Below are 23,027 nucleotides of genomic sequence, written 5' to 3' on the forward strand. Positions count from 1 at the left end.
CTTAGCGCATGCTATGATTTATTAGTATGAAAAAGTACGATCTCCCATTTATAGCGCTCCATATATTATCCGATGGCAACTTCCATTCAGGAGAAAAAATAGCTGCTGATATGGGATGTTCTAGAGTAACTGTCTGGAAAAGTATTTCAGAATTAAAAAGTCTTGGAATAAATATTTTTTCAGTAAAAAAAAAGGGTTACCGTTTACCAAAAAAAATATCTTTTTTTAATATTGAAAATATACAAAGAGAGCTCGGAGAGCTTAATCAGTTCATCAATTTAGAACTACTTAACGTCACAGATTCAACAAATAAATATTTAAATGCATCAGCGAATGTAAAGCCTCATGCATCGGTTGTATTAGCAAATATTCAGACCAATGGTAAAGGTCGTCGAGGTCGATCCTGGCAGGCGTCAGTGGGTGAATCTTTAGCGATGTCTATTTTATGGAAATTTAATAAGGGAGCCTCCGGATTGTCTGGTTTAAGTTTGGTTGTTGGGGTCGCTATTCAAAGACTGATGAAAAAAATAGGGATTATCAATTCATTTTTGAAATGGCCCAATGACCTTTTAATTTTGGAAGGCGATGCTTATTTTAAACTTGCTGGTGTTTTAATTGAGCTTCAAGGTGACCTTGAAAGTCGTTGCTCAGCAGTGATTGGGGTTGGATTAAATTATGACTTATCAAGTGATATTCTGAAAAATATTGATCAACCAGCTACAAATATAAAAAAATATTTAAATAGTGATATAGATCTCAATCAGTTATCGGCAATGTTAATTAAAGAAATCGTAAACGCTTTATCAGAATTTGAGAGTAATGGATTTTTATCTGTTAAAGAGGAATGGTTGTCCTACAACGCATTTAAAAGGAAAACAATAAGTTTTATCAAGAGTGGTGGGGAGATAATTACTGGCCAGATTGTTGACATAGAAAACGATGGCGCATTGAAAATTTTACAAAGTAATGGAATCCATGAAACATTAATTAGTGGCGAAGTTAGTCAACAAAAAACAAATTAATTTATATTACAAATTATGACTTTAGTACGTATATCAAAATTATTGTCAAACCAAGGTGTATGTTCTCGAAGGGAAGCTGACCATTTTATTGAATTGGGCTTTGTGTATGTGGATGGAATTAAAGTTACTGAACTGGGTGCAAAGGCTAATCCAGAACAAAAAATTGAATTAAGAGGTGAGGGTCACAGGCTTCAGAAAAGTAAAAAAACTATTTTATTAAATAAGCCTATTGGTTTTGTCTCTCATGCTGATGATGAAGGAAAATATAAATCCTCACTTTCTTTAATTTTAAAGGAAAATTTTTTTGGCGATGAAAGATTAGATAAACTTTTTTTTAAGTTGGCCCCAGCTGGGAGGCTTGATATTGACTCAACAGGACTTTTAGTTCTTACCGAAGATGGCGTAATTGCAAAAAAAATCATCCAGGAAGACAGTGAAATAGAAAAAGAATATCTTGTGAGGGTAAATGGCAATTTGATTCCAAACGGATTAGAGTTATTAAACCATGGCTTATCTTTAGATAACAAACCATTGAAAAAAGCGATTGTTTCCTGGATAAATGAGGATCAACTCAAATTTATTCTAAAAGAAGGAAAAAAAAGACAAATCAGAAGAATGTGTGAAATGGTGGGTTTGAAAGTTATTGGCCTTAAAAGGGTAAGGATTGGGAAGGTAAAGCTATCTAATTTACCGATAGGGAAGTGGCGTTTCCTTCAAGAAAATGAATTTTTTTAACCGAGAACATCCACTTAAGATTGATTCTTTTGAAGCTGTTCGTACGCAAGATAAATATTTTTTGCTCGACCTCCACTTTTACAATAGCCTAATATAGGTTGATCATTCTGACTAAACTCTTTGCTAAATTGATTTATATTTTCATCAGTGACGTGTCCGGGAATAACAGGTATAGATACAAAACCAATTCCTCGTTTTTTTGCTTCTTTTTTGAGTGTGTCTTGTTTTGGCTGATTTTCTTTATCTTCATCTTGTGGTCTAAAGCAGATGATCGTTTTAAATCCATTCTCACTGATCTGTTCTAGGTCATCTATGTTTATTTGACCAGTTGCGCTATATAAATCATTTATTTTAGTAATTTGCATGATATTTAACCCTTAATTATTTGTTGCATCCATAGAGGCTTCCTAAGGTCTGCATCACTTGGATGACTTCGTCAGAAGCTATGGAGTAGTAATTAAATTTTCCATCCTTACGGATGTTTACGATGTTATCTTTTCTCAAAATAGTTAGCTGCTGTGAGAGGGTAGGTTGCTGAATATTAGTGGCTGCCTCAAGTTCCCCTACATTTTTTTCACCTTGTGTTAGCTGACAAAGCAACATCAACCTGTCTTCATTAGCTAAAATTTTAAGCATCGAACAAGCTTGGCCTGCTGAATCTCTTATGGCGTCAACATTTTGAATTCTACAATCGGTCATAATAATTTATAAATTTATAATATATAAATTTATATTATATTATTTTATTAATTATTGCAATTTTTTGAACAGCACAATTGAAAATTAAAAAATTGTCACAATAATTTCATCGAAACACTTTACAGTGGCATTGCTTTCCAAAAGAAGGCTTATAAATAACAATCTCAAAAGGAAAATATATGAATAAAACATATTGGCAGCCTCAAACCGACGACGATCTGAATTGGTTAAATAATCCTAAAAAGTTATTGAACTCTTGATGAATCGGTAGTCATATTCTTACCCTTCACAAGAGGGTTATTAAAACATTTCTCAAAAGGAACATAAAAATGAAAAAAATACTTTTTTTGACTACACTCTTGTTTTCTATATCATGTTTTGCCCAGTCAAGTTATACCCAATATACCCAAGATCGAATTAATCAGTACAAACATTTAACTGATAAAATTGAGACTCTAGAAAATGTAGTAAGATTAAAAGGATTGGTTAGTAAAGCTATTGAAAATGAAAACTATGATCTTGCATGCAAAGCACAGTCTAAAATTTACGATTTAACAATGAAGGCACAGATTCGCGACATGATTCAGGTATCTAAAGATCAAAAAGAAACCTACTGTTCTGTACAAAAGTACAGCTTGTTAAACAATTAAATAGCTTTATAAGATAGTCAAAAAAAACCGGGATTTCCCGGTTTTTTTTAATTGGTTTTTACTTCTGATTTAAACTTATTTTCTTTTGTATCGATGGCAACAATTTCAATATCGCCTTCGATCTTGTTCGGAACACTAAACTTGAGAAACGGATCTTGACTGATTGATATCTCATTTTCAACGGCTAGAATTTTTTCACCATTATGATTAAATTCAATAGTTTTAACAATCCACTCAGGAATATATCCACCAGAATCCAAATCTTTTTGTAAACCTGTAAAGTTTGGGTGCTTGATGCGTGTAGTAACAAAATCGTTCTCCGCTTTTAATATAATTTTACCTAAGTCTTTCGTTAATTCTGGGTCATGAACATCCATATATCCGCTACATCCGCCTGAGGCTCGAATGGGTATTACATCCATAAATAATTCACCTTGATCATTTTCTGCTATGACACGGACAAAAGAATCTGTCTCCATTCTGATGCGAGTACTTATATTTACTACTTGTGAATGTTCAGTTAAAAAGTAAGTAGCAGCATGCTGTCCAGGGTTCGCATCAATGTACATATAAATTTTTTCAATTTTGTGATCATTTTGGCTGACACTGACTGTCACAGGGACTTGCGCCCCACTTGAGGCTCTCTTAGGCCCATCAATTTTTAAGAAACTTTGATTTTCTTCAATAGCTCTGTCCTTAAAGGCCTGAGCTTTGAGATAAGGCCAAATATCAGGATTTGCGTCAGCGAACACATTAAGTACTGACAAAATCGATATAATTGAAAATTGTAAAAATTTATTAAAAAATTGAATTTTCTCCATTTTTTTATACCTAGAGTATTACGTATTTAAATTTATTTTACCCATCTTGATTAATTTAACAAGTAATGGTTACTTTTATGAAAATTATTTTACTTTTCTTAATATACTCAACACATATTTCAATTACCTCAGCAAACGACCTAAAGAAAATGGCTTTGGATGGGGACCCTGTATCAATGTGTAACTATGCTCAAGAAATTGATGGTGAGGAAAAAAATAAACTAATTAAACACTCTTATTTGCTTGGCAATATTTCCTGTAATGAGGCGGCAGTTCATAACAATTTTGTAAGTAGTCATGATCTGGTAATCATTGAGGATACTGAAAAAACGGCTAAACAGATTAAAGCGGAAGCAAATAATGACTCAAATAAACAGTTTCTTTTGTGGACCTTGTATGCAAATGGTTACGATGTTTCAAAGCTAACTGCATTTACCTGGTTAAAGGTAGCTGCCGAAAACAAACATCCTGCAGCACTAATGATTTTGGGTACCTTGTACTGCTTTGGATACATTGTCCCTGAAGACAAAGACAAAGGTTTAAAACTTATTCAAGAAAGTGCAAACTTACATTACTCGTTGGCAAAAGATGTTTTAAAACAATTAAATATTTGACAAACTTCGTAGGTTTTGTAAAGTATAAATGATGTAGGAAAACGGGATGTAAGGTTTTCATATATTTTAAGTACTTAAAATTACAATTTTGGGAGAGATAAGTAATGAAATATTTAAAAGTTTTAACATTAGTAGGTTTTCTAGCAGCATTTTCTTCAGTGTTTGCTGAAGAGGAAAAAGAGTTTCACCCAACAGATGCGCTACTAATTGGCGGTAACGGTGGCTTCAACCCAACTGGCGATGAAGATTCACCAATTAAATTGCCTGGTGAAGACGGATTTGAATCAGGTGAAGCGAAGTAATTGATCAATTATGACCTGGGGTATGCTCCAGGTCATAATGATTTTCCTTAGTTAATCTTCATGTAGTTCTTCATTCCACTTTTAATCATTCGATATATTATTTATATGTAAATCTCAAGTTGAACCTTTGCAGTTCGCTGCATCTTCAATGATCTGGTTTATGTTGATTTTTAATAACATAAACAAGGAGAAATACTATGTGGACACAACCAACAGCAACTGAAATGCGTTTTGGTTTTGAAGTAACAATGTACGTTTGCAACAAGTAATTTTAATGAAATTACAACGTCGTAGACATACTGACATTACTTTTTGGCCGTTTCATAACTGGCAATGTACTTGCCCGATATGTTCGGCTAAATCTTTTAACTAATTTTCTTTTAAGGAGAAATATTATGTGGACAAAACCAGCAGCTACTGAAATGCGTTTTGGTTTCGAAGTAACCATGTACGTAATGAACAAGTAATTCATTATTTGTTCTATACTAAAAGCCCGATGTATATCGGGCTTTTTTATTGTTAAAATCATATTTCTATGCAAAGACTAATTTATATAGTTTTATTTTTATTTTTTTCCTCACAAGCCCTTGCTGAGTGGACATTAATATTTGCTAATGATGAAACAGATGCCAAGTACTACGTTGACTTGTCTTCACTTAACAAAAAGAAAGAGACAGTCCGAATGATGACGCTCGAGGATTACACAGCACCCGAGATTGCAAAAAAAGGACAAAAAAAAATAAGTTACAACTCGGTAAAAACTTTATCAGAGTTTAATTGCGGTCTTGAAACGATGAGGGTTTTGTCCTATTCCGTTTATAAAAATCAGATGGCGTTTGGAGAACCGATCCTATCAAAGGGAATACCCTTTGAATGGTCTAAGGTCAATCATAATACGGTGAATGATGCGTATCTTAATATCGCCTGTAATGAGATATAGCGGCGTTTATTAAAAAGGAATGTCACTTACATTAATTTTTGTTTTCAATTTGTCTCTAAAGTCATCTTGAATTTCTAATAGACCTTGTTCTGTTTCTGCTTCAAATCTCAATACAACCACTGGCGTAGTATTAGATGCCCTCATTAAGCCAAAACCATGTTTGTATTCAACACGCAATCCATCAATCTTAATGACTTCAAGCGCTTTTTCAAAATGTGCTTCTTGTTGCAGTGAATGGATAATGCTGTGCTGCTCACCTTCATTCAGCGGAATGTTAATTTCAGGAGTGGAGAATCCTTTGGGCAGTTCGGACAATACTTTTTCTATTTCTTGAGTTTCGTGACTTAATATTTCTAATAATCGGGCACCTGCATAAATTCCATCATCAAAGCCATACCACTTATCATTAAAAAAAGTATGGCCGCTCATCTCACCAGCTAAGATGGCATTATCCTCTTTCATTTTTTTCTTGATCAAGGAATGACCAGTTTTCCATATAATAGGCTCACCACCATTGTTTGCGATCCAAGAGTGAAGATATCTGGATGACTTCACGTCAAAAATTATTTTTCTTCCCGCATTGTCTTTTAAGATACTTTTGGCGAATAACATTAATTGCCGATCTGGATAAATAATTTCACCATTTTTATTAACAACACCCAAGCGATCCGCGTCACCATCGAATGCTAAACCGAGCTCACAATCCGTATTTTTTACGACATCAATTAATTCTTTTAAATTATTAGGTTTTGATGGATCAGGGTGATGATTAGGGAAATTTCCATCAACTTCGTCGTACATCATGTGCGTATCAATGCCAAGTTCTTGAAATAATTCTTTGGCAATCACACCGGCAGCGCCATTTCCACAATCAATCGCCACCTTCATTTTTCTTTTTAATTTGATGGTGCTTAGAATTTTATCTTTGTACGCTTTTTTAACATTCTTATTTTTACTTTTGCCTTTACCAGCAATGAAATCATCTTCTAATATTCTTTGTTTTAATTTTTGAATGTCATCAGAACTTAGAGTTGTTTTGTTTATGACCATTTTGAAGCCATTGTAATTAGGTGGGTTATGACTGCCCGTAATCATGACTCCAGAATTAGTCTCTAGATAAAAAGTACTAAAATAGAGAATAGGGGTGGTAACTAATCCAATGTTGATGGTGTTGATTCCGGTAGAGTTGATTCCTTTGATTAATGTATCACAGATGGATGGACTGGATAGCCGACCGTCATAGCCAACACATATATCAGTTTGCTTTTGAACAATAGCTTCCGATCCTATCGCTTTACCGATGGCAAATATAGTTTCATCGGTGAGGCCTTCATCAACTATTCCTCTAATGTCATAGGCTTTAAATATTAACTGGTCTAGCATTTATTCATATTCCTCGATCCAAGCCATTTGAATTGCCTCGAGAATTCTTTCACCACAGTTACTCTCCTTATCTGTAAAACCGTCTAACTCCAAAACCCATTGCATAAGGTCTGTAAATCTAATTGTTTTAGGATCTACGTCCGGATATTTGTCATACAATTCTTCAGCAATGTGAGTTGAGTCTGTCCACTTCATAAAATTTCCTTAAATTAATTTTTTGTATTCATTTAGTCATTAAATACCTATGAGTAGCGTGATAAAATAGAAGTTCTTATTAATCAGATACTAAACAAAAAATGTACAACAGCCAAGATTATTTATTAAAAGATATTGATCCTGAAATTTATGCGCAGGTAGTCAGTGAAGAAAAACGTCAAGAAGAGCACATTGAGTTAATCGCCTCTGAAAATTACACCAGCCCAGCAGTTATGGCTGTGCAGGGTTCACAACTAACAAATAAATATGCAGAAGGCTACATTGGTAAGCGATTTTATGGTGGCTGTGAATTTGTAGATCAAGTTGAACAGCTTGCCATTGACCGAATTAAGAAATTATATGGGGCGGAATATGCTAATGTCCAACCTCATTCAGGCAGTCAAGCCAACCAAGCGGTTTATTTTGCCTTTTTAAAACCAGGTGACACGGTCATGGGAATGAATTTAGGCCATGGCGGTCACCTCACTCATGGATCTCCCGCGAATTTATCAGGAAAATTATTTAATATCATTCCATATGGTTTAAATGATAAAGAAGAGATTGATTATGACCACATGGAAGAATTAGCAATTGAAAATAAACCTAAGTTAATTATAGGAGGCGCATCTGCTTACGCGTTAACTTTTGACTGGGAAAGAATGTCCAATATCGCAAAAAAAGTTGGCGCTTATTTTATGGTGGATATGGCTCATTACTCAGGACTGATTGCAGGTGGCGCGTATCCCAATCCAACACCATATGCTGACTTTGTGACTTCAACTACCCATAAGTCTTTAAGAGGACCTAGAGGAGGCTTTATTTTAGCGAAAGAGGAGCATGCCAAGGCATTAAACTCAATGGTGTTTCCTGGTATTCAAGGAGGACCGTTAATGCATGTGATTGCAGCAAAAGCGGTTGCATTTTTAGAAGCACTTAAACCATCCTTTAAAGAATATCAGCAACAAGTGGTAAAGAATGCTCAAGTGATGGCACAGCAATTTATTAAACGTGGATATCGAGTAATCTCTGGAAGAACTGAGTCGCATGTTTTTTTAGTGGATCTGAGAGGTCAAAAATTAACCGGCAAAGAAGCGGATCGTTTACTTGGAGAGGCTCATATTACGGTAAATAAAAACTCTATCCCTAATGACCCCGAAAGTCCTTTCGTCACCTCTGGTATTCGAATTGGTACTCCAGCAATCACTACAAGAGGGTTGAAAGAACAGGATGCTATTGAGGTAGTTAACTTTATAGCAGATGTTTTGGACAATCCTGGAAATGAGGAAGTTTCATTAAAAGTAAAAGCTCAAGTATCTGAAATGATGAAGAAATTTCCAGTTTACAAAAGATAGGAAAATGAAATGAAATGTCCATTTTGCTCTGTTGCAGATACCCAAGTCATTGACTCTCGTGTCAATGAGGCAGGGGATTCAATCCGTAGACGGAGAAAGTGTATTAAATGTGAAAAGCGTTTTACCACATATGAAAACGCTGACCTCGGTCTTCCTGCCGTTGTCAAACAAGATGGTAAGAGAGAAGATTTTAATCAAGAAAAATTAAAACAATCTTTTTCTAGAGCACTTCATAAGAGACCAGTCCCTGCTGAATTTGTAGACCAAGCCATATCTAATATCATGCAAAAAGTATTGGCCTCAGGAGAAAAAGAAATTGTTTCACGATCTCTAGGTGAATCAGTGATGGCTGAACTAAAGAAACTAGATAAGGTGGCTTACATAAGATTTGCATCAGTTTACAGAAGTTTTTCAGATGTTGAAGATTTTAATAATGTCATTAAGGATCTTGATTAATTGACTTTTAATAAGCTGGACTTTTTTTTTATGGCGCAGGCTATCAGGCTTGCAAAAAAAGGTCTGGGTCGTTGTAACCCCAACCCTATTGTCGGCGCGGTGATTGTGGCTGAAGATAAAATAATCGCAACAGGTTTTCATCAGCAATTTGGTGGACCTCATGCTGAAGTAATAGCAATAAATAACTGTAAAGATAAATCTCTTTTAAAAAAATCCACTCTTTATGTCACATTGGAGCCTTGCGCGCATGAGGGAAAAACTCCGCCGTGTCTAGATCTAATTTTAGAACATAACATTAAACGAGTTGTGATTGCTTCCCAAGATCCAAATCCAAAAGTGAATGGTGTCAGTATTAGGACGTTAATAGAAAAAGGTGTTGAGGTGGATGTTGGATTGATGGAGGATCAAGCCATTAACCTAAATAAAGGTTTTTTTAAAAGGATATTAAATAATATTCCTCGAGTCACCTCAAAAATTGCCGTGTCATCTGACGGCAAAACAGCTCTCAATAATTTTCAAAGTAAATGGATCTCAAATGAATTTTCAAGAAGCAATGTCCAGAGATTAAGACGATTCTCTGACGGCATCTTAACTTCCTATAAAACAATCAACTCTGATAATCCTCGATTAACAGTAAGAGATGTCGACAGTTCAAAGCAACCTTATCGCTTTATTATTGATGCGAGTTTTCAATCAAATTCAGACGCATATATTTTTAAACAGGAAAGGGTGGTCATTTTTTACTCCAAAGAAGTTGCCAATAAACCAAATCTCAAAGCTATTTGTATTCCGGTGTCTTGTGCTGATGGAGTCCTAAACTTCACAGAAATTATGAAACATATTGCTTCCATGGAGGTAAACAATCTTCTAGTTGAAGCCGGCCCAGGATTAAACGGGCTTTTATTGCAACATAGAATGATTGATGAGCTTATCATTTATCAATCACAATCGATTTTAGGCGGTAATGCGAGAGAGATGTTTAATCACCCAGTCATCACGGCCATGGAGTCTAGAAATCAATTGAAGTTAGTGGATTATAGGTTTTTTGGTGACGATATTCGCTTCATTTACGAGGTTGATTATGTGGATTGATACTCATTGTCACCTTGATTTTATTTATGAAAACAAATCAAAAGATGAGTCTTTGTTTGATAATTCTTTGTTGGATTATATTATTTGCCCCTCTGCCAATCATAAAAGTTTTGGTATTTTAAAAAAATTAAATCAAAAAAATAAAAGTATTGTCTATGCGTTGGGCTATCACCCCCTCTATCTGAATGACTTACCAGAGAATCCAATTCAGTATTTAGAAAATGAGATTCTAAATTCACAGCCAATCGCCGTTGGTGAAATAGGATTAGACTTTTATTTAGGGAATGAGGAACGAGATAAACAAAAAATAATTTTCCAACAGCAGCTTGAGCTAGCAAGCAAATATAAATTACCCGTGATCTTGCATGTGAGATCAGCTATCGATGATGTCTTGAAGATATTAAAAGAATTTCCAAATATCAAAGGAATTGCTCATGCATTTAATGGGAGTTTTCAACAAGCCCAACAATTTATTAATATGGGTTTTAAGCTCGGCTTTGGTGGGGCGATGACTTATTCAAGAGCAAAGAAAATTAATCGATTGGCTATAGAGTTACCAATTGACTCGATTGTTTTGGAGACAGACGCGCCTGATATGAAACCAGCATGGGTTAATGCCACTAGCCAAAATCATCCAAATGAAATCAGAGGCATTGCTGAATTTTTTGCACAATTAAGAAATATTTCTGTGAATGATCTATCTTGGCAATTAAAGAATAACATTGCAGATATCTTTCCAGATTTAAGAACTGCATCATGAAGGTTGCTGGCAAACATTACCAAACCATTTGGCTTGATCGAGAAAATAGTAAGGTTTTTTTTATTGATCAAGCATTACTTCCATTTGAGTTTTCCATTAAATCGACCAGCCAGCATGAAGACCTCATTAATGCTATCAAAACAATGCAAGTAAGAGGGGCTCCGGTGATTGGGATTACTGGTGCATTGGCATTATTACTTGGCATGTCTACCGACTCTTCAGATGAGAATCTCAATCATCTTTCTCAAGAAATAATTAAGGCCAGGCCTACTGCAGTTAATCTCGCTTGGGCGGTGAACTCAATGAGCGAGGAAATTCAAAAAATATCGCAAGAAAGACGATTGGGTTTCGCTTGGAATTATGCGGAGAAATTAATTCAAAATGATATGCAATGCAATCATCAGATTGGTGTTCATGGAGGCCAATTGATAATTGATAATAATTACAACAATATTCTTACCCATTGCAATGCAGGATGGCTGGCTACAGTGGATCATGGGACGGCCTTGAGTCCAATATTCGAAGCTTTTAGGAATAATCAAAATATTCATGTGTGGGTGGATGAGACTAGGCCAAGAAATCAGGGATTACTAACATGCTGGGAATTGATGAATGAAAAAATTCCATACACTTTAATTGTGGATAACGCCGGCGGTCTATTGATGATGGAAAAAAAAGTTGACGCAGTGATTGTTGGTGCAGATCGAATTTCAATCAATGGGCATGTTTGCAATAAGATTGGAACATACTTAAAGGCTTTGGCTGCCAAAGCTAATAATATTCCATTTTATGTAGCAGCTCCATCATCAACAATAGATATTAACTTTAAAGACGAAATCAATTTTGATATTGAAAATCGCTCAACTGATGAGATATTAAAAATTAATGGTTTAGATGAAAATAAACAATTATCTGTTGTTAGTTTTTCTGAATTCAATGCACACAATCCTGCGTTTGATATCACTCCAAATCATCTGATATCCGGTATTATTACCGAAAAGGGAATTTTTAAACCTGAAGTCCTGAAAGCTGTTTATGCATAATTCTATTCAAGAAAAAATTTGTGATATCTCAAACAAGCTCATCCAAGAAGGTCTCAATCATGCTGCCACCGGAAATATTAGTGTTCGGTTAGATGACCATTTTTACATTACACCTAGCGGAACTGTTTCAGAAAATCTAAAGCCAATAGATATAGTGAAGTGCCCTTTAGCTTTGGATGAGGAATTTATTCAAACCATGTCTCAAAGACCCTCTAGTGAGTGGCATTTTCATAAACGAATATATGAGGAAAGAAGTGATGTAAATGCAATCATTCATACTCATTCTGTGTTTGCGAGCACATTGAGTGTATTGAGAAAGAACATACCAGCCTTTCATTACATGATTGCTTTATTTGGCGGTAAAGAAGTGAGGTGTGGCGCCTATAGGTTGTTTGGTAGCAAAGAACTCTCAGAGGAAGTCATTACGTCATTAGGATCACTCAAGGCATGTTTAATGGCGAACCATGGCGCTATTGTTGTTTCAGCTGATATCGATGATGCTTATTTTCTGGCTCAAGAGCTGGAGCATTTATCTCAGCAGTACATTGAGTTACTGAAAATCGGAGAGTCAAACCTTCTCACAGATGATGAAATGGACAAGGTCATTCATAAATTCCAAGGATATGGCCCTAAGGTTTAATCCTTGGAAACATAACTCCATTTATCGATTGTGGTTATCTGTTCAATAAAGTAAAATATTTATCCGTCAGCAAATAATTAATAAATCATGACCAAATATATTTTCGTAACTGGCGGCGTTGTCTCATCCCTTGGTAAAGGTATTTCTGCCGCAAGCCTTGGCTCTATTCTAGAATCAAGAAAAATTAAAGTTACTATGTTAAAACTTGATCCTTATATTAACGTGGATCCAGGCACCATGAGTCCTTTTCAGCACGGGGAAGTATTTGTAACTGACGATGGAGCTGAAACCGACTTAGATCTCGGTCACTATGAGCGATTTGTTTCATCCAAAATGACCAAAAAAAGTAATTTTACAACAGGGCAAATTTACGATTCAGTTATTAAAAAAGAGCGCAGAGGAGAATATTTAGGAAAAACGGTTCAAGTGATCCCTCACATAACTGATGAAATAAAATTACAGATTAAAGAAGGGGCAAAGGGGTCAGATGTAGCTATTGTTGAGGTTGGTGGCACAGTTGGTGACATTGAATCATTACCTTTCCTGGAAGCCATCAGACAAATGGGTTTTGAAGAGGGACGAGAAAACACCTGCTACATTCATTTAACACTTCTACCATACATCGCTACTGCGGGCGAACTAAAAACAAAACCTACACAACACTCAGTTAAAGAATTACGTGAGATTGGTATCCAACCAGATATTTTATTATGCCGTTCAGAGACGGAAATTCCGCAAGAGGAAAAAGATAAAATTGCCTTGTTTACCAATGTACAGAAAGGCTCAGTTATTTCCTGTATCGACTCAGACTCTATATATAAAATTCCACAAATGCTTCATGCGCAAAAAATCGATGACATTGTGTGTGATATATTAAAAATAAAATCACCTCACGCTGATTTGTCTGGTTGGAAAAAAATTGAAAAACTTATTTCTGATTCACAAATTGAGCTCAATATTGGCTTTGTTGGCAAGTATGTTGACCTTACTGAATCATATAAATCGTTAACAGAGGCACTTATACACAGCGGCTTCCATCATCATGCAAAAATAAAATTACATTTTATTGATTCAGAGGGGCTGGAATCTGATCTATCTCCATTATCTAAAATTGACGCTATCTTAGTACCAGGAGGATTTGGCAAGAGGGGTACTGAGGGAAAAATTAAAGCAATTCAATTTGCTAGGGAGAATAAAATTCCCTTCCTAGGAATATGTTTGGGTATGCAACTTGCAGTTGTTGAGTATGCTAGGAATGTCCTTGGCATAAAAAATGCGAACAGTACCGAGTTTGATCCAACAACAAGTAATCCGATCATTGGATTGATTACGGAATGGAAAGATAAGTCAGGTGAGTTGATGCATCGAGATGAAAGTTCAGATCTAGGCGGGACTATGAGACTTGGTGCTCAAGTAGCAATTGTTGAGCCCAATACCATAGCCAGTTCAATATATGGTAAACATGTAAATGAAAGGCATCGCCATCGATATGAGGTAAATAATAAATATATTGATGATTTAAAAGCTGCAGGCTTAGTAATTTCGTCCCGGACCAAAGAGGATGACTTGTGTGAAATTATAGAGCTTTCAAAAGAGAACCACCCCTGGTTCTTTGCCTGCCAATTTCATCCTGAATTTACTTCCAATCCAAAAGACTCCCATCCATTATTTTTAGATTATATTAAACATGTTTTAGAACATAAAAAGGATACACTGTGAAGTTATGTGGATTTGATGCTGGGCTAGACTACCCATTTTTTCTGATAGCAGGTCCCTGTGTGATTGAAAATGAATCAATGACCATGTCTGTTGCAGAACAATTAAAAGAAACAACATCATCCTTAGGAATTAATTTTATTTTTAAATCCTCATTTGATAAGGCTAATCGAAGCTCTAATAATACATTCCGAGGTCATGGAATAGAGGAAGGTTTAAGAATTCTTGAAAAGGTGAAAAAAGAGTTTGACCTTCCGGTGCTTACTGATGTTCATACTGAAGATCAGGTAAATAGTGTTGCCGAGGTTGTAGATGTATTACAGACTCCTGCCTTTTTATGCCGTCAAACTGATTTTATTCATGCTGTGGCAAAATCTGGAAAACCAGTGAATATTAAAAAGGGACAATTCTTGGCACCCCAAGATATGTCTATGGTGGTAAAAAAAGCTAAAGAAGCTAACGGCGGGATTGATAACATTATGGTGTGTGAGAGGGGCGTCTCTTTTGGTTACAATACGCTTGTGTCAGACATGAGGTCGTTATCAATCATGCGAGCCACTAATTGCCCTGTAGTGTTTGATGCCACTCATTCTGTTCAACAGCCTGGCGGACAAGGGGATAGAAGTGGTGGGCAAAGCGAGTTTGTTCCATTACTTGCGAGAGCAGCTATGGCCGTTGGCATATCTGGCATATTTATGGAAACTCATCCTAATCCGAGCGAGGCTTTATCTGATGGTCCAAATGCGGTGCCATTAGATAACATGAAAGATTTACTTAAAACCCTTCAAGGTATTGATCACCTTGTCAAACAAAGTTCAGTTGATTAGATTTAAATAGGATAAGCATGACAATTATAAAAAAAATTAAAGCAAGACAAGTAATTGACTCCAGGGGCAACCCGACTGTTGAAGCGGATGTAATTCTTCAGGATGGAAGTTTTGGTAGAGCTATTGTACCTTCAGGAGCCTCAACAGGTTCTAAAGAAGCTATCGAATTAAGGGACAAGAATAAATCAGTTTATAAGGGCAAAAGTGTGCTCAATGCCGTTAACTTTATAAATACTGAAATTAATGAGGCTCTTGTCGGACAAGATGTGTCTGAGCAAACAAAAGTCGACGACATTTTAATAAACCTTGATGGAACATCAAATAAAGAAAGATTGGGTGCGAATAGTTTATTGGCGGTATCTTTGGCTAACGCTCATGCCTATGCTAATTCTTCAAAAAAACCTTTGTATCAAACCGTGATAAAAGAAAATACATATTCTCTACCCACTCCAATGATGAATATTATCAATGGTGGAGCGCATGCTGATAACAGTGTTGATATTCAAGAATTTATGATTGTGCCAGCTGGTTTTGGAAGTTTTTCAGATGCGATTCGTTGTGGTACAGAGGTGTTTCATTCCTTAAAGGAAAATTTAGCGAAAAGAAATTTATCAACAACAGTTGGGGATGAGGGTGGTTTTGCTCCCAATTTAAGCTCCAATGAAGAGGCGATAGAATTAATAATGCAGTCAATTGAGCATGCCGGATATCAAGCTGGTAAGCATGTTTTTATTGCCTTAGATTGCGCTTCTTCTGAATTTTATTGCGATGGGTACTATCATTTAAAATCTGAAAATCTTAAATTGAGCTCGGCTGAGATGGTAAATTATCTTGAGTCGTGGTGTGATAAATATCCAATCATCAGTATTGAGGACGGTTTGGATGAGAATGACTGGGATGGTTGGAAAATTTTGACCGAAAGATTAGGAAAAAAAATTCAGCTGGTTGGGGATGATCTATTTGTGACCAACCCAAAAATACTTAAAGAGGGAATTGAGAAAAAAATAGCAAATTCTGTATTGATTAAAGTGAATCAAATAGGCACATTAGCCGAGACATTGGAAACAATTAAATTAGCCCAAGATAATAACTACACCGCCGTGATATCACATCGATCTGGTGAGACTGAAGATACCACCATCGCAGATTTGGCGGTAGGGACAAACGCGATGCAAATTAAAACCGGGTCCATGTCACGATCTGAGAGAGTGGCCAAATACAACCAGCTCCTAAGAATTGAAGAAGAGTTACAAGACCAGGCTAAATATGCCGGGCTAGATGCATTTTATCAATTAACTAAATGAAATTTCTGACATTCATTTTTGTTACTTTAATATTAGCGTTGCAGTACCCCTTGTGGCTTGGCAAAGGTGGATGGTTGAATGTGATTTCGTTACATAAACAAATCGATCAACAGCTAAAAGTCAACGAGCAAATAAAGTCGGAAAATGATATTCTTTTGGCTGTTGTTCAGGATTTAAAAAATGGCACGGATGTTATTGAGGGAAAGGCGCGTTTCGATTTGGGCTTAATTAAAAAAAATGAAACATTTTTTTTAATTATTGATAAAAAAAATTAACTTACAAATGATTTAGTTACTACGAGCTTTTCACCCTTAATATTTAAGCTATCGTCTTGTGTGTCTAAGGTTTTTTCAAACAGAACATGTGTCTTGTCTTCGCAGCAAATAAAATTGACCACAGTTCCAATGCTTTGATCATTTTCCAAGACTTGTTCTCCATAACTTAAAGACAATTTAGAATTTATCACACCATAAAAACTACGATGTTTTGGTTTGCCGAGGTAGTGCGTTCTTGCAACTATTTCTTGGCCGGTATAGCACCCCTTCTTGAAGTTAACGGCATCTATTAAATCAAGGTTACATGTGTGCGCTAAGAATTTTTCTTGTGTCTGTTCCATTACCTCTGGGATACCAAATTCAATATCTTTTTTAATCCAATTTGAAATATCTTCAAAATGATGTTCACTTGTAATTTGATTAAATAAATCTGGATCGTTAAAAATTATTACAGAGCGATTTGTTTGGTCAGGTAAGTTTAATTTCTGATCATCAGGTATCTTAAAAAGAGTGCTGTCTTCGATAATTCCTAATAGATGAAAGTTTTCTGATTTCTGAATCACGACCTTAGACCTAAGAATAAACATCGTTAATCTTTTTTGAACGGCATCAGCTAGAGATGAGGGGATGACTAAAAAGGTTGAGTTTAAATCAGGAACTCTCAAGATTCTTAAAAACGCAAATAATCTTCCCTTAGGGTTGCACATGCCGCTATAAATAAACTTTTGTTCATTTTTTTTGATATCGTTTGTCAGTTGACCTTGGAGAAAATCAAGGTGATCATCCCCTGAAATTTCAATGATTGAATAGTGATCGAGTAAATTGATAAGCATCATGTAACTTTTCTAATCAGGCTAATGATATTCGCTTTTGATACGAATCTGGCGATAAAAAACAATAATGCAAGAAAACATAAAATAGGTTGAAGATAAAATTGATCTGGGGCTTTCCATGCAGGAGGCTGTTTTTTCATTTCTTTTTTAACGGCACGGTAACTTTGACCATCAACATAAAAACCTCCAATTTCCTTTGCTAATTTTTCAAGGTATTCTCTATCAAGTTTTGACATATAGCGATCAGTTGCACCACTGGCTACATTGTCATCCCTCACACCAATATTAGATTCCGATATTTGTGCTATCCCAGGTTGAAGAGCAAAGCTATCATTTGACCAATATCCAATAAGTTGATTTTTATTATCATATTTTGGGATCGGTGCTCCTTCATCAGAACCTATTCCAACAAACAACCAATCATTGCCGCCCTGAAATTGCTCAAGATCCCTTGTATTAAAGACGTGAAGCTTTGGAGCTTCTTCACCATCAGTAAAAAAGACGACTTGTGCAGATTCGGGAAAACTTCGAATAAGCCTGGCTAAATTTACCACAGATTCTCTAATTCTTGTATTACCTGACCAAGTGGCCCTCCAATCAAGTTTGCTAATGGTGGTATTAATATTACTAAAGTTCTCACATACTTCAATAGGAGAGTAAGTTGCCGAAACAGACACTCCAGCGAACATTCCAATACTCACTTTTGTGCCGCACGGAAAGTCCTCCACTAAACGGCTCATGATATGTTTTGTGTAGTCCAATCGAGATACCGTTTTTTGATTAATTTTCATATCTTCCGTATTCATACTTTGAGAAATATCTGCAATCAAAATATAGTTATAAAGGGGTTGATTAACTGGTATAGATGGATTGATTAATGCCAGCAACAATAAAATAAAACTAACAAGGAGAAAAAAATCACTTTTTTTCTCAAAATGTTTTTTAAATTTATCAAAAAAAATCATGGTAAACCGATAGGAATATTACCCATAATGAGGCCTGGAGCATCTGAGTCTCCAACCCCAGGTGTTGGATCAGGTGGGAGCATGGTAAGTAACCTATCCAGGTTATGTTTTGCATCCCAATAATAAGGCCCAAATTTTAATGATTGACGATATGCTTTGTTGGCTTGTTGAAACAAATATTCTGCCTCATCTCTAACAGACATACTTGTTCCATTGATGATTAAACCCCTTGTGAAGAAAATATTTCCTATATTGTATTGGAGTGCTGATTTTTGATCATCATCAGCATCCTTCATTAGGGCATTAAATAAAATTGTTGACTCCTTAAACATTTCTTTTTTGGCCAACCAATATGCTGTGGAGTACCTTGCTTCAAAGCTCTGTTCAAAAAATGACGGATTCTCACCAGCTGACACTTCATCATTAAATTTATTTGTTTTATACAGATTAAAAAGATTAAAAATGATGAACAAGGCGCTAAGCAACAAACCAAGCAAGGCGATACTCGTTATGTATTTAACTGTAAAAAATTGATTTAATTTTTTCATAATATTATCTTTTTAACTCAATCAGTTTAAGAAAGAATAGTACAAATGTCATTAAAAAAGCACCAATTAGAAGATGAAGCGAATAATTAGTGCCTGGAATCACTTCTTCATAAAAAATTTGTTTTTTTTCTTTCAGGTTAATATCTTTGATGGCCTTTTCAAGTGATGCTGGATCTTCTGCCTCATAAGCCTGGAATGGTGATCTAAAAGTTTTGAAATAATCAAATAGTTCTATTTGGGGTGGAGGTTGTGTTTCGTCTCTAATTTTTAGATTTTCATCAAAGATACTTATTCCACCTGGCTGTCTTAAGACAATCCAATACAAGCCGATATCAAAACGATCAAACCAGTCTCTTATTTTTTGTTGCGTTGGCGCATCAATTCTTCCAGCTCCATCTGACAATAAAATTACGGCACGTGAACCCGAGTCTTCCACTTTAGCAAAGAGTTCTGAAACGCTTGAAAGACCAGCACCAATATTTGTTTGAAATAGAGCATTGCCTGCTGTTGCATTAACTGCCCCTGTAATTGCACTCTTATTTTGCGTGAGAGGTAAGACAAACATGGCCGAGTTACTAAAGGTTATAACTCCAATCATGTCATTTTTTCTTGACTCGACAAAATTGATAATAAGTCTAGCAGCCGCAGCTGATTTAGTCTCGCCAACGCCTTCATCGTCAAATTGGGTTGATCCAGAGAAAGGATCGTCCATAGAGGCACTTCTATCAAGCACAAGCCCTATTTGAGAACCGACTCCAACTTTAGTTACTGTCTCTTGGGGCATTTGAGGAGACGCAAAATAGAGAATTAAAAAAAGAATAATCAAGCTATTAAAAGCTTTGATTAAAATGGACAGGAATAGTGATGATGAATCGTCTGGAATCAGCGTGTTCCACGAGTAAAAGTTTTTGGATATGACTTTAAAAATAAATGGGACGAATACCAAAGGAATTAAGATCAGAAATAAAGGGTTCAAAAAAAACATATCTTATATTTTTATTAGTTTAATATCTGTGTTCTTAACAGGAATCTTTTTTTCACATAAATGCAGATGAAAGCAGAAAGAAATCAGCCAATCTCTAATGGATGTATTCTCTTTCATTTGCTTGGTAAATAGTTTCTGATTTGAAATTTTAAAAAATAAAATTAGCTCTTTTTCAATAAACTTAAAAGATGAATTTTTGGTATACAGGTCTTTAAGGTTTTTTTCAAAAATACTCGCTTCTGAATAATTATTTATTTGCCCATGAATCAATTTAATGATTTCATCAATCTTTATATCTTTATCTTTTTTTAATTTTCTATATAACGGTAAAAATGTCTTTTTAAATCCTGGAAGAATGGTGAATTTTGTATAAACGTACAATAGAACAAAGAGGGAAAAGATAAAGACAGCAGCACTAATATAAATTTTATTTAAGTATTGTTGTTGTTCAATTAAAACTGGACCTCTAAAATCACTCATATCTTCTTGGACTTTAATATCTCCAAATATTGCAATAGGAGAGACTGCTATTGTGAGCTCGGGGACCCTTAATTTTAAAACTTCCTCAGGATTTTTTTTATTAACGACCCTGTAGTAATCAGCAGTTATAAAGGCTGGCTTAGCGACCACGTTGTTAGTAAATATTTGATAAGTCAAAAGCAGATCTAATTCATTCTTGTTAATTTTCTTATCGATATTTTGCAGGGTAATTCCAAGCAGCTGGCCCCTAAAACGTTTTTCATAGCCTACAATTGGTAATGATTCTTCGACGAGGACGTACGGTTCATGCACAGTCAATTTAATTTGTCTTTGAACTAGATCACCAACATGGTAACCCACTTTCTGACTGGGTTCGGTTATTGATAGGGTGTAAAACTCTTCATCAAGATCAGGATATTTTTTTGGATCTTCAAATGCAAAAACTAAATTTGCACATGTAATTAATATAATAAACCTAAGCATGGTAATACTCATTAAAGTAGTGAGTCATATCATCTGGATTAAACTCACTCTCCACAAAAAAAGGCGGGGCATCAAAGCTATTAAATAATTTCGTCAATTGATTTTTTCTTTGATTAAATTTAGTAATAATATCTTTGATAAGTTTTTTTCTTAACAATATTGTTCTCTCTTCTAACGTTTCAGGATCAGTGAATGTTGTAATACCAAACTTCGGTAAATTAGAATATTCATCCTTATCCCATAAAATAACTGGAACAACAGTATGTTTTCTTGTGTTATTCAAGAATACTGTTATCTCTTCAATAGGCATATGAAAATCAGAAATGAGAAAGATCAGTGTATGATCCTTTGGAAGGTATTGATGCAGCTTTAATAAACCATTAGAACCTTTATTATGATTTTTTTCTAAGGTAATTTTGTTAATCAAACTCTCGGCTAAGTATGGTCTGTAAGACAAGGGGGCAACCCAATCATCATCTACCGTATCATGAAAGCCGACAAGACCAATGGCATCACTATTTTGGTAAGCAGAGTTTTTAACAATCTTTGCAATCTCTGCTGCACGCTCTAACTTGCTTGCTTGACCAAAACTCATGCTGGCTGATAAATCATTGAAAATCATAATGGGTGTAGCGCTTCTTTGATTAAAGATGCGCACATAAATCTGGTCCATTGGATCTCTCATTGTCATTCGAAGATCTATCCTTCTTGGGTCTGGATAATCAAGAAGATTCGAGTGACCTGCAAATTCAATCCCCATACCTCGCTGATCCGATTTATGCCTTCCTGGATGAATGGCTTTAGACTTCCAGTTAATATGATAGTTAAAGAACTCGACAGACATTAATGCGCACTAACCTTGTTGATTATTTCAGTAGTTAATTCTCTGGATATTTCAGTCCTTCTTAAATCATATACAGGATTAAACACCAATCTGTGAGCAATAGTTTCATGGAAAATTTGATGAATGTCTTCTGGGAGAACTGACGAACGATTGTTCATCCATGCATTAACTCGAGCACATTTCATCATCATACTAATTCCCCGAGGACTTGACCCAGATACAATAAGCCTGCTGATATCAATATCAGATATCTTAATATTGAAATCCTGAGGTTTTATAGTTGCCTTCCATAAATTCAAAGCATATTTTTCTAATTCTTTTGTGGCATCAATATTTTCTTGAATTTCAGCAGCTACATTATTTAGCTGATCAAAACTCAATTGATCTGTTTTGACTTTGGTTATTAGTTCATCAGCATTATGAAATTTTGTATCAAAAATTAGATCAGTCATTAGGTCATCGTTATTAGGAATTACGATTGGAATTTCCATCATAAATCGATCCCTTGCAGCAGATGGTATTTCAAATGTCTCTTCTTTTTCAACTTGATTTCGATCTGCAAAAACAATTAAATGAGGAAAGTGAAACTCTTGGTTAAATGCAGAAAGAGTTTTCTCAGCCATGATTCTTAGCATAAGAGAATGCACCTGCGGCCTTGCTCGATTTATTTCATTAAAGAAGAAGATGCTTAAATCTTCACCAGATCTTAAGACAGGACCCTTATCAACATGGGGTTTGCCATCATCACCTAAGTAAGTATGGTAGATCAAATCATTTGGCATTAAGTCAATCGTCCCCTCAATCCTCTCATAACCACCACCAATCCCTCGAGCAACTGCACGAAGCATCGTGGTTTTTCCGACTCCAACATCACCTTCGAGTAAGACATGCCCACGAGCAAATATTGAAATGAGAATGAGACGAATTGGATTTTCTTGACCTAGGATTACTTCATTAATTTGTTTCTCAAGAGTTGTTGCACTTTTTAACCAATCAGCGAGATTTTTTTTTGCCATTTCTTGATCTTTCTATAAAACTAAAGGTTCATGAATTAATCATTAAA

The 23,027-nt window shown here is 35.4% G+C and carries 27 protein-coding genes and 1 pseudogene; 16 read left to right on the top strand and 12 right to left on the bottom strand.

Annotated features, from left to right (window positions below):
- Positions 1 to 26 precede the first annotated feature (26 nt).
- Together UZ34_02005 and UZ34_02010 are read left to right on the top strand one after the other, a co-directional pair.
- On the top strand, positions 27 to 1,022 hold the full coding sequence (locus tag UZ34_02005) for a hypothetical protein (protein ID AKO64224.1): 996 nt from the start codon (positions 27 to 29) through the stop codon (positions 1,020 to 1,022).
- Between the two features lie 15 nt (positions 1,023 to 1,037).
- Positions 1,038 to 1,757, top strand: a complete 720-nt coding sequence (locus tag UZ34_02010) for a pseudouridylate synthase (protein AKO64225.1) — start codon at positions 1,038 to 1,040, stop codon at positions 1,755 to 1,757.
- 14 nt (positions 1,758 to 1,771) lie between these two features.
- Here the strand turns inward: UZ34_02010 and UZ34_02015 are convergent, their stop codons facing one another.
- Positions 1,772 to 2,122 carry a hypothetical protein gene (locus UZ34_02015; protein ID AKO64226.1) on the bottom strand — a complete coding sequence of 117 codons (351 nt, stop codon included), beginning with the start codon at positions 2,120 to 2,122 and terminating at the stop codon, positions 1,772 to 1,774.
- A 16-nt stretch (positions 2,123 to 2,138) separates the two neighbouring features.
- Complete coding sequence (locus tag UZ34_02020) at positions 2,139 to 2,456, bottom strand: ArsR family transcriptional regulator (protein ID AKO64227.1); 318 nt, start codon at positions 2,454 to 2,456, stop codon at positions 2,139 to 2,141.
- A 329-nt stretch (positions 2,457 to 2,785) separates the two neighbouring features.
- Between UZ34_02020 and UZ34_02025 the strand changes: the two genes are divergently transcribed.
- Complete coding sequence (locus UZ34_02025) at positions 2,786 to 3,106, top strand: hypothetical protein (protein ID AKO64228.1); 321 nt, start codon at positions 2,786 to 2,788, stop codon at positions 3,104 to 3,106.
- A gap of 47 nt (positions 3,107 to 3,153) precedes the next feature.
- Here the strand turns inward: UZ34_02025 and UZ34_02030 are convergent, their stop codons facing one another.
- Positions 3,154 to 3,927 (bottom strand): sulfur oxidation protein SoxZ, encoded by a 774-nt coding sequence (locus UZ34_02030; protein AKO64229.1) that lies wholly within the window; start codon positions 3,925 to 3,927, stop codon positions 3,154 to 3,156.
- A gap of 77 nt (positions 3,928 to 4,004) precedes the next feature.
- Between UZ34_02030 and UZ34_02035 the strand changes: the two genes are divergently transcribed.
- From UZ34_02035 to UZ34_02045, 3 genes are all read left to right on the top strand, one after another.
- Entirely contained in the window at positions 4,005 to 4,541 is a 537-nt protein-coding gene (locus tag UZ34_02035; GenBank protein ID AKO64230.1) for a hypothetical protein, read from the top strand.
- A 104-nt stretch (positions 4,542 to 4,645) separates the two neighbouring features.
- Complete coding sequence (locus tag UZ34_02040; protein AKO64231.1) at positions 4,646 to 4,843, top strand: hypothetical protein; 198 nt, start codon at positions 4,646 to 4,648, stop codon at positions 4,841 to 4,843.
- A gap of 535 nt (positions 4,844 to 5,378) precedes the next feature.
- Complete coding sequence (locus tag UZ34_02045; GenBank protein AKO64232.1) at positions 5,379 to 5,783, top strand: hypothetical protein; 405 nt, start codon at positions 5,379 to 5,381, stop codon at positions 5,781 to 5,783.
- Between the two features lie 9 nt (positions 5,784 to 5,792).
- Here UZ34_02045 and UZ34_02050 read toward each other — a convergent pair whose 3' ends face one another.
- Together UZ34_02050 and UZ34_02055 are read right to left on the bottom strand one after the other, a co-directional pair.
- The gene (locus UZ34_02050) at positions 5,793 to 7,166 is read right to left on the bottom strand and encodes a phosphoglucomutase (protein AKO64233.1); all 1,374 of its coding nucleotides are present in this window, start codon (positions 7,164 to 7,166) and stop codon (positions 5,793 to 5,795) included.
- Positions 7,167 to 7,361: a hypothetical protein gene (locus tag UZ34_02055; protein AKO64234.1), complete on the bottom strand. Its 195-nt coding sequence runs from the start codon at positions 7,359 to 7,361 to the stop codon at positions 7,167 to 7,169.
- A 146-nt stretch (positions 7,362 to 7,507) separates the two neighbouring features.
- Between UZ34_02055 and glyA the strand changes: the two genes are divergently transcribed.
- From glyA to UZ34_02105, 10 genes and pseudogenes are all read left to right on the top strand, one after another.
- Complete coding sequence (gene glyA / locus UZ34_02060; GenBank protein ID AKO65138.1) at positions 7,508 to 8,713, top strand: serine hydroxymethyltransferase; 1,206 nt, start codon at positions 7,508 to 7,510, stop codon at positions 8,711 to 8,713.
- 9 nt (positions 8,714 to 8,722) lie between these two features.
- Positions 8,723 to 9,169, top strand: a complete 447-nt coding sequence (locus UZ34_02065) for an NrdR family transcriptional regulator (protein ID AKO64235.1) — start codon at positions 8,723 to 8,725, stop codon at positions 9,167 to 9,169.
- Positions 9,170 to 10,261 (top strand): hypothetical protein, encoded by a 1,092-nt coding sequence (locus UZ34_02070; protein AKO64236.1) that lies wholly within the window; start codon positions 9,170 to 9,172, stop codon positions 10,259 to 10,261.
- A pseudogene (locus tag UZ34_02075) lies at positions 10,251 to 10,961 on the top strand (hypothetical protein). The gene UZ34_02070 and the pseudogene UZ34_02075 overlap by 11 nt, the downstream one beginning before the upstream one ends.
- 56 nt (positions 10,962 to 11,017) lie before the next feature.
- On the top strand, positions 11,018 to 12,064 hold the full coding sequence (locus UZ34_02080) for a hypothetical protein (protein ID AKO64237.1): 1,047 nt from the start codon (positions 11,018 to 11,020) through the stop codon (positions 12,062 to 12,064).
- Positions 12,057 to 12,704, top strand: coding sequence for a hypothetical protein (locus UZ34_02085; protein ID AKO64238.1), 648 nt, complete (start codon positions 12,057 to 12,059; stop codon positions 12,702 to 12,704). The genes UZ34_02080 and UZ34_02085 overlap by 8 nt, the downstream gene beginning before the upstream one ends.
- An 87-nt stretch (positions 12,705 to 12,791) precedes the next feature.
- Positions 12,792 to 14,423, top strand: a complete 1,632-nt coding sequence (gene pyrG / locus UZ34_02090) for a CTP synthetase (protein AKO64239.1) — start codon at positions 12,792 to 12,794, stop codon at positions 14,421 to 14,423.
- Positions 14,420 to 15,247: a 2-dehydro-3-deoxyphosphooctonate aldolase gene (locus UZ34_02095; protein ID AKO64240.1), complete on the top strand. Its 828-nt coding sequence runs from the start codon at positions 14,420 to 14,422 to the stop codon at positions 15,245 to 15,247. The genes pyrG and UZ34_02095 overlap by 4 nt, the downstream gene beginning before the upstream one ends.
- 17 nt (positions 15,248 to 15,264) lie before the next feature.
- Positions 15,265 to 16,551, top strand: coding sequence for an enolase (gene eno / locus UZ34_02100; GenBank protein AKO64241.1), 1,287 nt, complete (start codon positions 15,265 to 15,267; stop codon positions 16,549 to 16,551).
- Complete coding sequence (locus UZ34_02105) at positions 16,548 to 16,826, top strand: cell division protein FtsB (GenBank protein ID AKO64242.1); 279 nt, start codon at positions 16,548 to 16,550, stop codon at positions 16,824 to 16,826. The genes eno and UZ34_02105 overlap by 4 nt, the downstream gene beginning before the upstream one ends.
- Here UZ34_02105 and UZ34_02110 read toward each other — a convergent pair.
- From UZ34_02110 to UZ34_02140, 7 genes are read right to left on the bottom strand one after another with little or no spacing between them, the layout of a single operon-like run.
- Positions 16,823 to 17,662, bottom strand: a complete 840-nt coding sequence (locus UZ34_02110) for a hypothetical protein (protein AKO64243.1) — start codon at positions 17,660 to 17,662, stop codon at positions 16,823 to 16,825. The two genes, UZ34_02105 and UZ34_02110, sit on opposite strands and share 4 nt — an antisense overlap.
- Positions 17,659 to 18,624: a von Willebrand factor A gene (locus UZ34_02115; GenBank protein AKO64244.1), complete on the bottom strand. Its 966-nt coding sequence runs from the start codon at positions 18,622 to 18,624 to the stop codon at positions 17,659 to 17,661. The genes UZ34_02110 and UZ34_02115 overlap by 4 nt, the downstream gene beginning before the upstream one ends.
- A complete protein-coding gene (locus tag UZ34_02120; protein AKO64245.1) occupies positions 18,621 to 19,172 on the bottom strand; it encodes a hypothetical protein in 552 nt (183 codons plus the stop codon). Before UZ34_02120 ends, UZ34_02115 begins: the two co-directional genes overlap by 4 nt.
- 4 nt (positions 19,173 to 19,176) lie before the next feature.
- A complete protein-coding gene (locus UZ34_02125) occupies positions 19,177 to 20,157 on the bottom strand; it encodes a von Willebrand factor A (protein ID AKO64246.1) in 981 nt (326 codons plus the stop codon).
- 3 nt (positions 20,158 to 20,160) lie between these two features.
- On the bottom strand, positions 20,161 to 21,120 hold the full coding sequence (locus UZ34_02130; GenBank protein AKO64247.1) for a hypothetical protein: 960 nt from the start codon (positions 21,118 to 21,120) through the stop codon (positions 20,161 to 20,163).
- Positions 21,113 to 21,964, bottom strand: a complete 852-nt coding sequence (locus UZ34_02135; GenBank protein AKO64248.1) for a hypothetical protein — start codon at positions 21,962 to 21,964, stop codon at positions 21,113 to 21,115. The genes UZ34_02130 and UZ34_02135 overlap by 8 nt, the downstream gene beginning before the upstream one ends.
- The gene (locus tag UZ34_02140; GenBank protein AKO64249.1) at positions 21,964 to 22,980 is read right to left on the bottom strand and encodes an ATPase AAA; all 1,017 of its coding nucleotides are present in this window, start codon (positions 22,978 to 22,980) and stop codon (positions 21,964 to 21,966) included. The genes UZ34_02135 and UZ34_02140 overlap by 1 nt, the downstream gene beginning before the upstream one ends.
- Positions 22,981 to 23,027: the final 47 nt, after the last annotated feature.

The sequence above is a fragment of the Methylophilales bacterium MBRSF5 genome (assembly GCA_001044335.1).
Lineage (GTDB): Bacteria > Pseudomonadota > Gammaproteobacteria > Burkholderiales > Methylophilaceae > BACL14.

Excerpts from the sequence above, each read along its gene's own strand:
- UZ34_02005 (AKO64224.1), top strand. The coding sequence starts at position 27 with ATGAAAAAGTACGATCTCCCATTTATAGCGCTCCATATATTATCCGAT.
- UZ34_02010 (AKO64225.1), top strand. The coding sequence starts at position 1,038 with ATGACTTTAGTACGTATATCAAAATTATTGTCAAACCAAGGTGTATGT.
- UZ34_02015 (AKO64226.1), bottom strand. The coding sequence starts at position 2,122 with ATGCAAATTACTAAAATAAATGATTTATATAGCGCAACTGGTCAAATA.
- UZ34_02020 (AKO64227.1), bottom strand. The coding sequence starts at position 2,456 with ATGACCGATTGTAGAATTCAAAATGTTGACGCCATAAGAGATTCAGCA.
- UZ34_02025 (AKO64228.1), top strand. The coding sequence starts at position 2,786 with ATGAAAAAAATACTTTTTTTGACTACACTCTTGTTTTCTATATCATGT.
- UZ34_02030 (AKO64229.1), bottom strand. The coding sequence starts at position 3,927 with ATGGAGAAAATTCAATTTTTTAATAAATTTTTACAATTTTCAATTATA.
- UZ34_02035 (AKO64230.1), top strand. The coding sequence starts at position 4,005 with ATGAAAATTATTTTACTTTTCTTAATATACTCAACACATATTTCAATT.
- UZ34_02040 (AKO64231.1), top strand. The coding sequence starts at position 4,646 with ATGAAATATTTAAAAGTTTTAACATTAGTAGGTTTTCTAGCAGCATTT.
- UZ34_02045 (AKO64232.1), top strand. The coding sequence starts at position 5,379 with ATGCAAAGACTAATTTATATAGTTTTATTTTTATTTTTTTCCTCACAA.
- UZ34_02050 (AKO64233.1), bottom strand. The coding sequence starts at position 7,166 with ATGCTAGACCAGTTAATATTTAAAGCCTATGACATTAGAGGAATAGTT.
- UZ34_02055 (AKO64234.1), bottom strand. The coding sequence starts at position 7,361 with ATGAAGTGGACAGACTCAACTCACATTGCTGAAGAATTGTATGACAAA.
- UZ34_02065 (AKO64235.1), top strand. The coding sequence starts at position 8,723 with ATGAAATGTCCATTTTGCTCTGTTGCAGATACCCAAGTCATTGACTCT.
- UZ34_02080 (AKO64237.1), top strand. The coding sequence starts at position 11,018 with ATGAAGGTTGCTGGCAAACATTACCAAACCATTTGGCTTGATCGAGAA.
- UZ34_02085 (AKO64238.1), top strand. The coding sequence starts at position 12,057 with ATGCATAATTCTATTCAAGAAAAAATTTGTGATATCTCAAACAAGCTC.
- pyrG (AKO64239.1), top strand. The coding sequence starts at position 12,792 with ATGACCAAATATATTTTCGTAACTGGCGGCGTTGTCTCATCCCTTGGT.
- eno (AKO64241.1), top strand. The coding sequence starts at position 15,265 with ATGACAATTATAAAAAAAATTAAAGCAAGACAAGTAATTGACTCCAGG.
- UZ34_02105 (AKO64242.1), top strand. The coding sequence starts at position 16,548 with ATGAAATTTCTGACATTCATTTTTGTTACTTTAATATTAGCGTTGCAG.
- UZ34_02110 (AKO64243.1), bottom strand. The coding sequence starts at position 17,662 with ATGATGCTTATCAATTTACTCGATCACTATTCAATCATTGAAATTTCA.
- UZ34_02115 (AKO64244.1), bottom strand. The coding sequence starts at position 18,624 with ATGATTTTTTTTGATAAATTTAAAAAACATTTTGAGAAAAAAAGTGAT.
- UZ34_02120 (AKO64245.1), bottom strand. The coding sequence starts at position 19,172 with ATGAAAAAATTAAATCAATTTTTTACAGTTAAATACATAACGAGTATC.
- UZ34_02125 (AKO64246.1), bottom strand. The coding sequence starts at position 20,157 with ATGTTTTTTTTGAACCCTTTATTTCTGATCTTAATTCCTTTGGTATTC.
- UZ34_02130 (AKO64247.1), bottom strand. The coding sequence starts at position 21,120 with ATGCTTAGGTTTATTATATTAATTACATGTGCAAATTTAGTTTTTGCA.
- UZ34_02135 (AKO64248.1), bottom strand. The coding sequence starts at position 21,964 with ATGTCTGTCGAGTTCTTTAACTATCATATTAACTGGAAGTCTAAAGCC.
- UZ34_02140 (AKO64249.1), bottom strand. The coding sequence starts at position 22,980 with ATGGCAAAAAAAAATCTCGCTGATTGGTTAAAAAGTGCAACAACTCTT.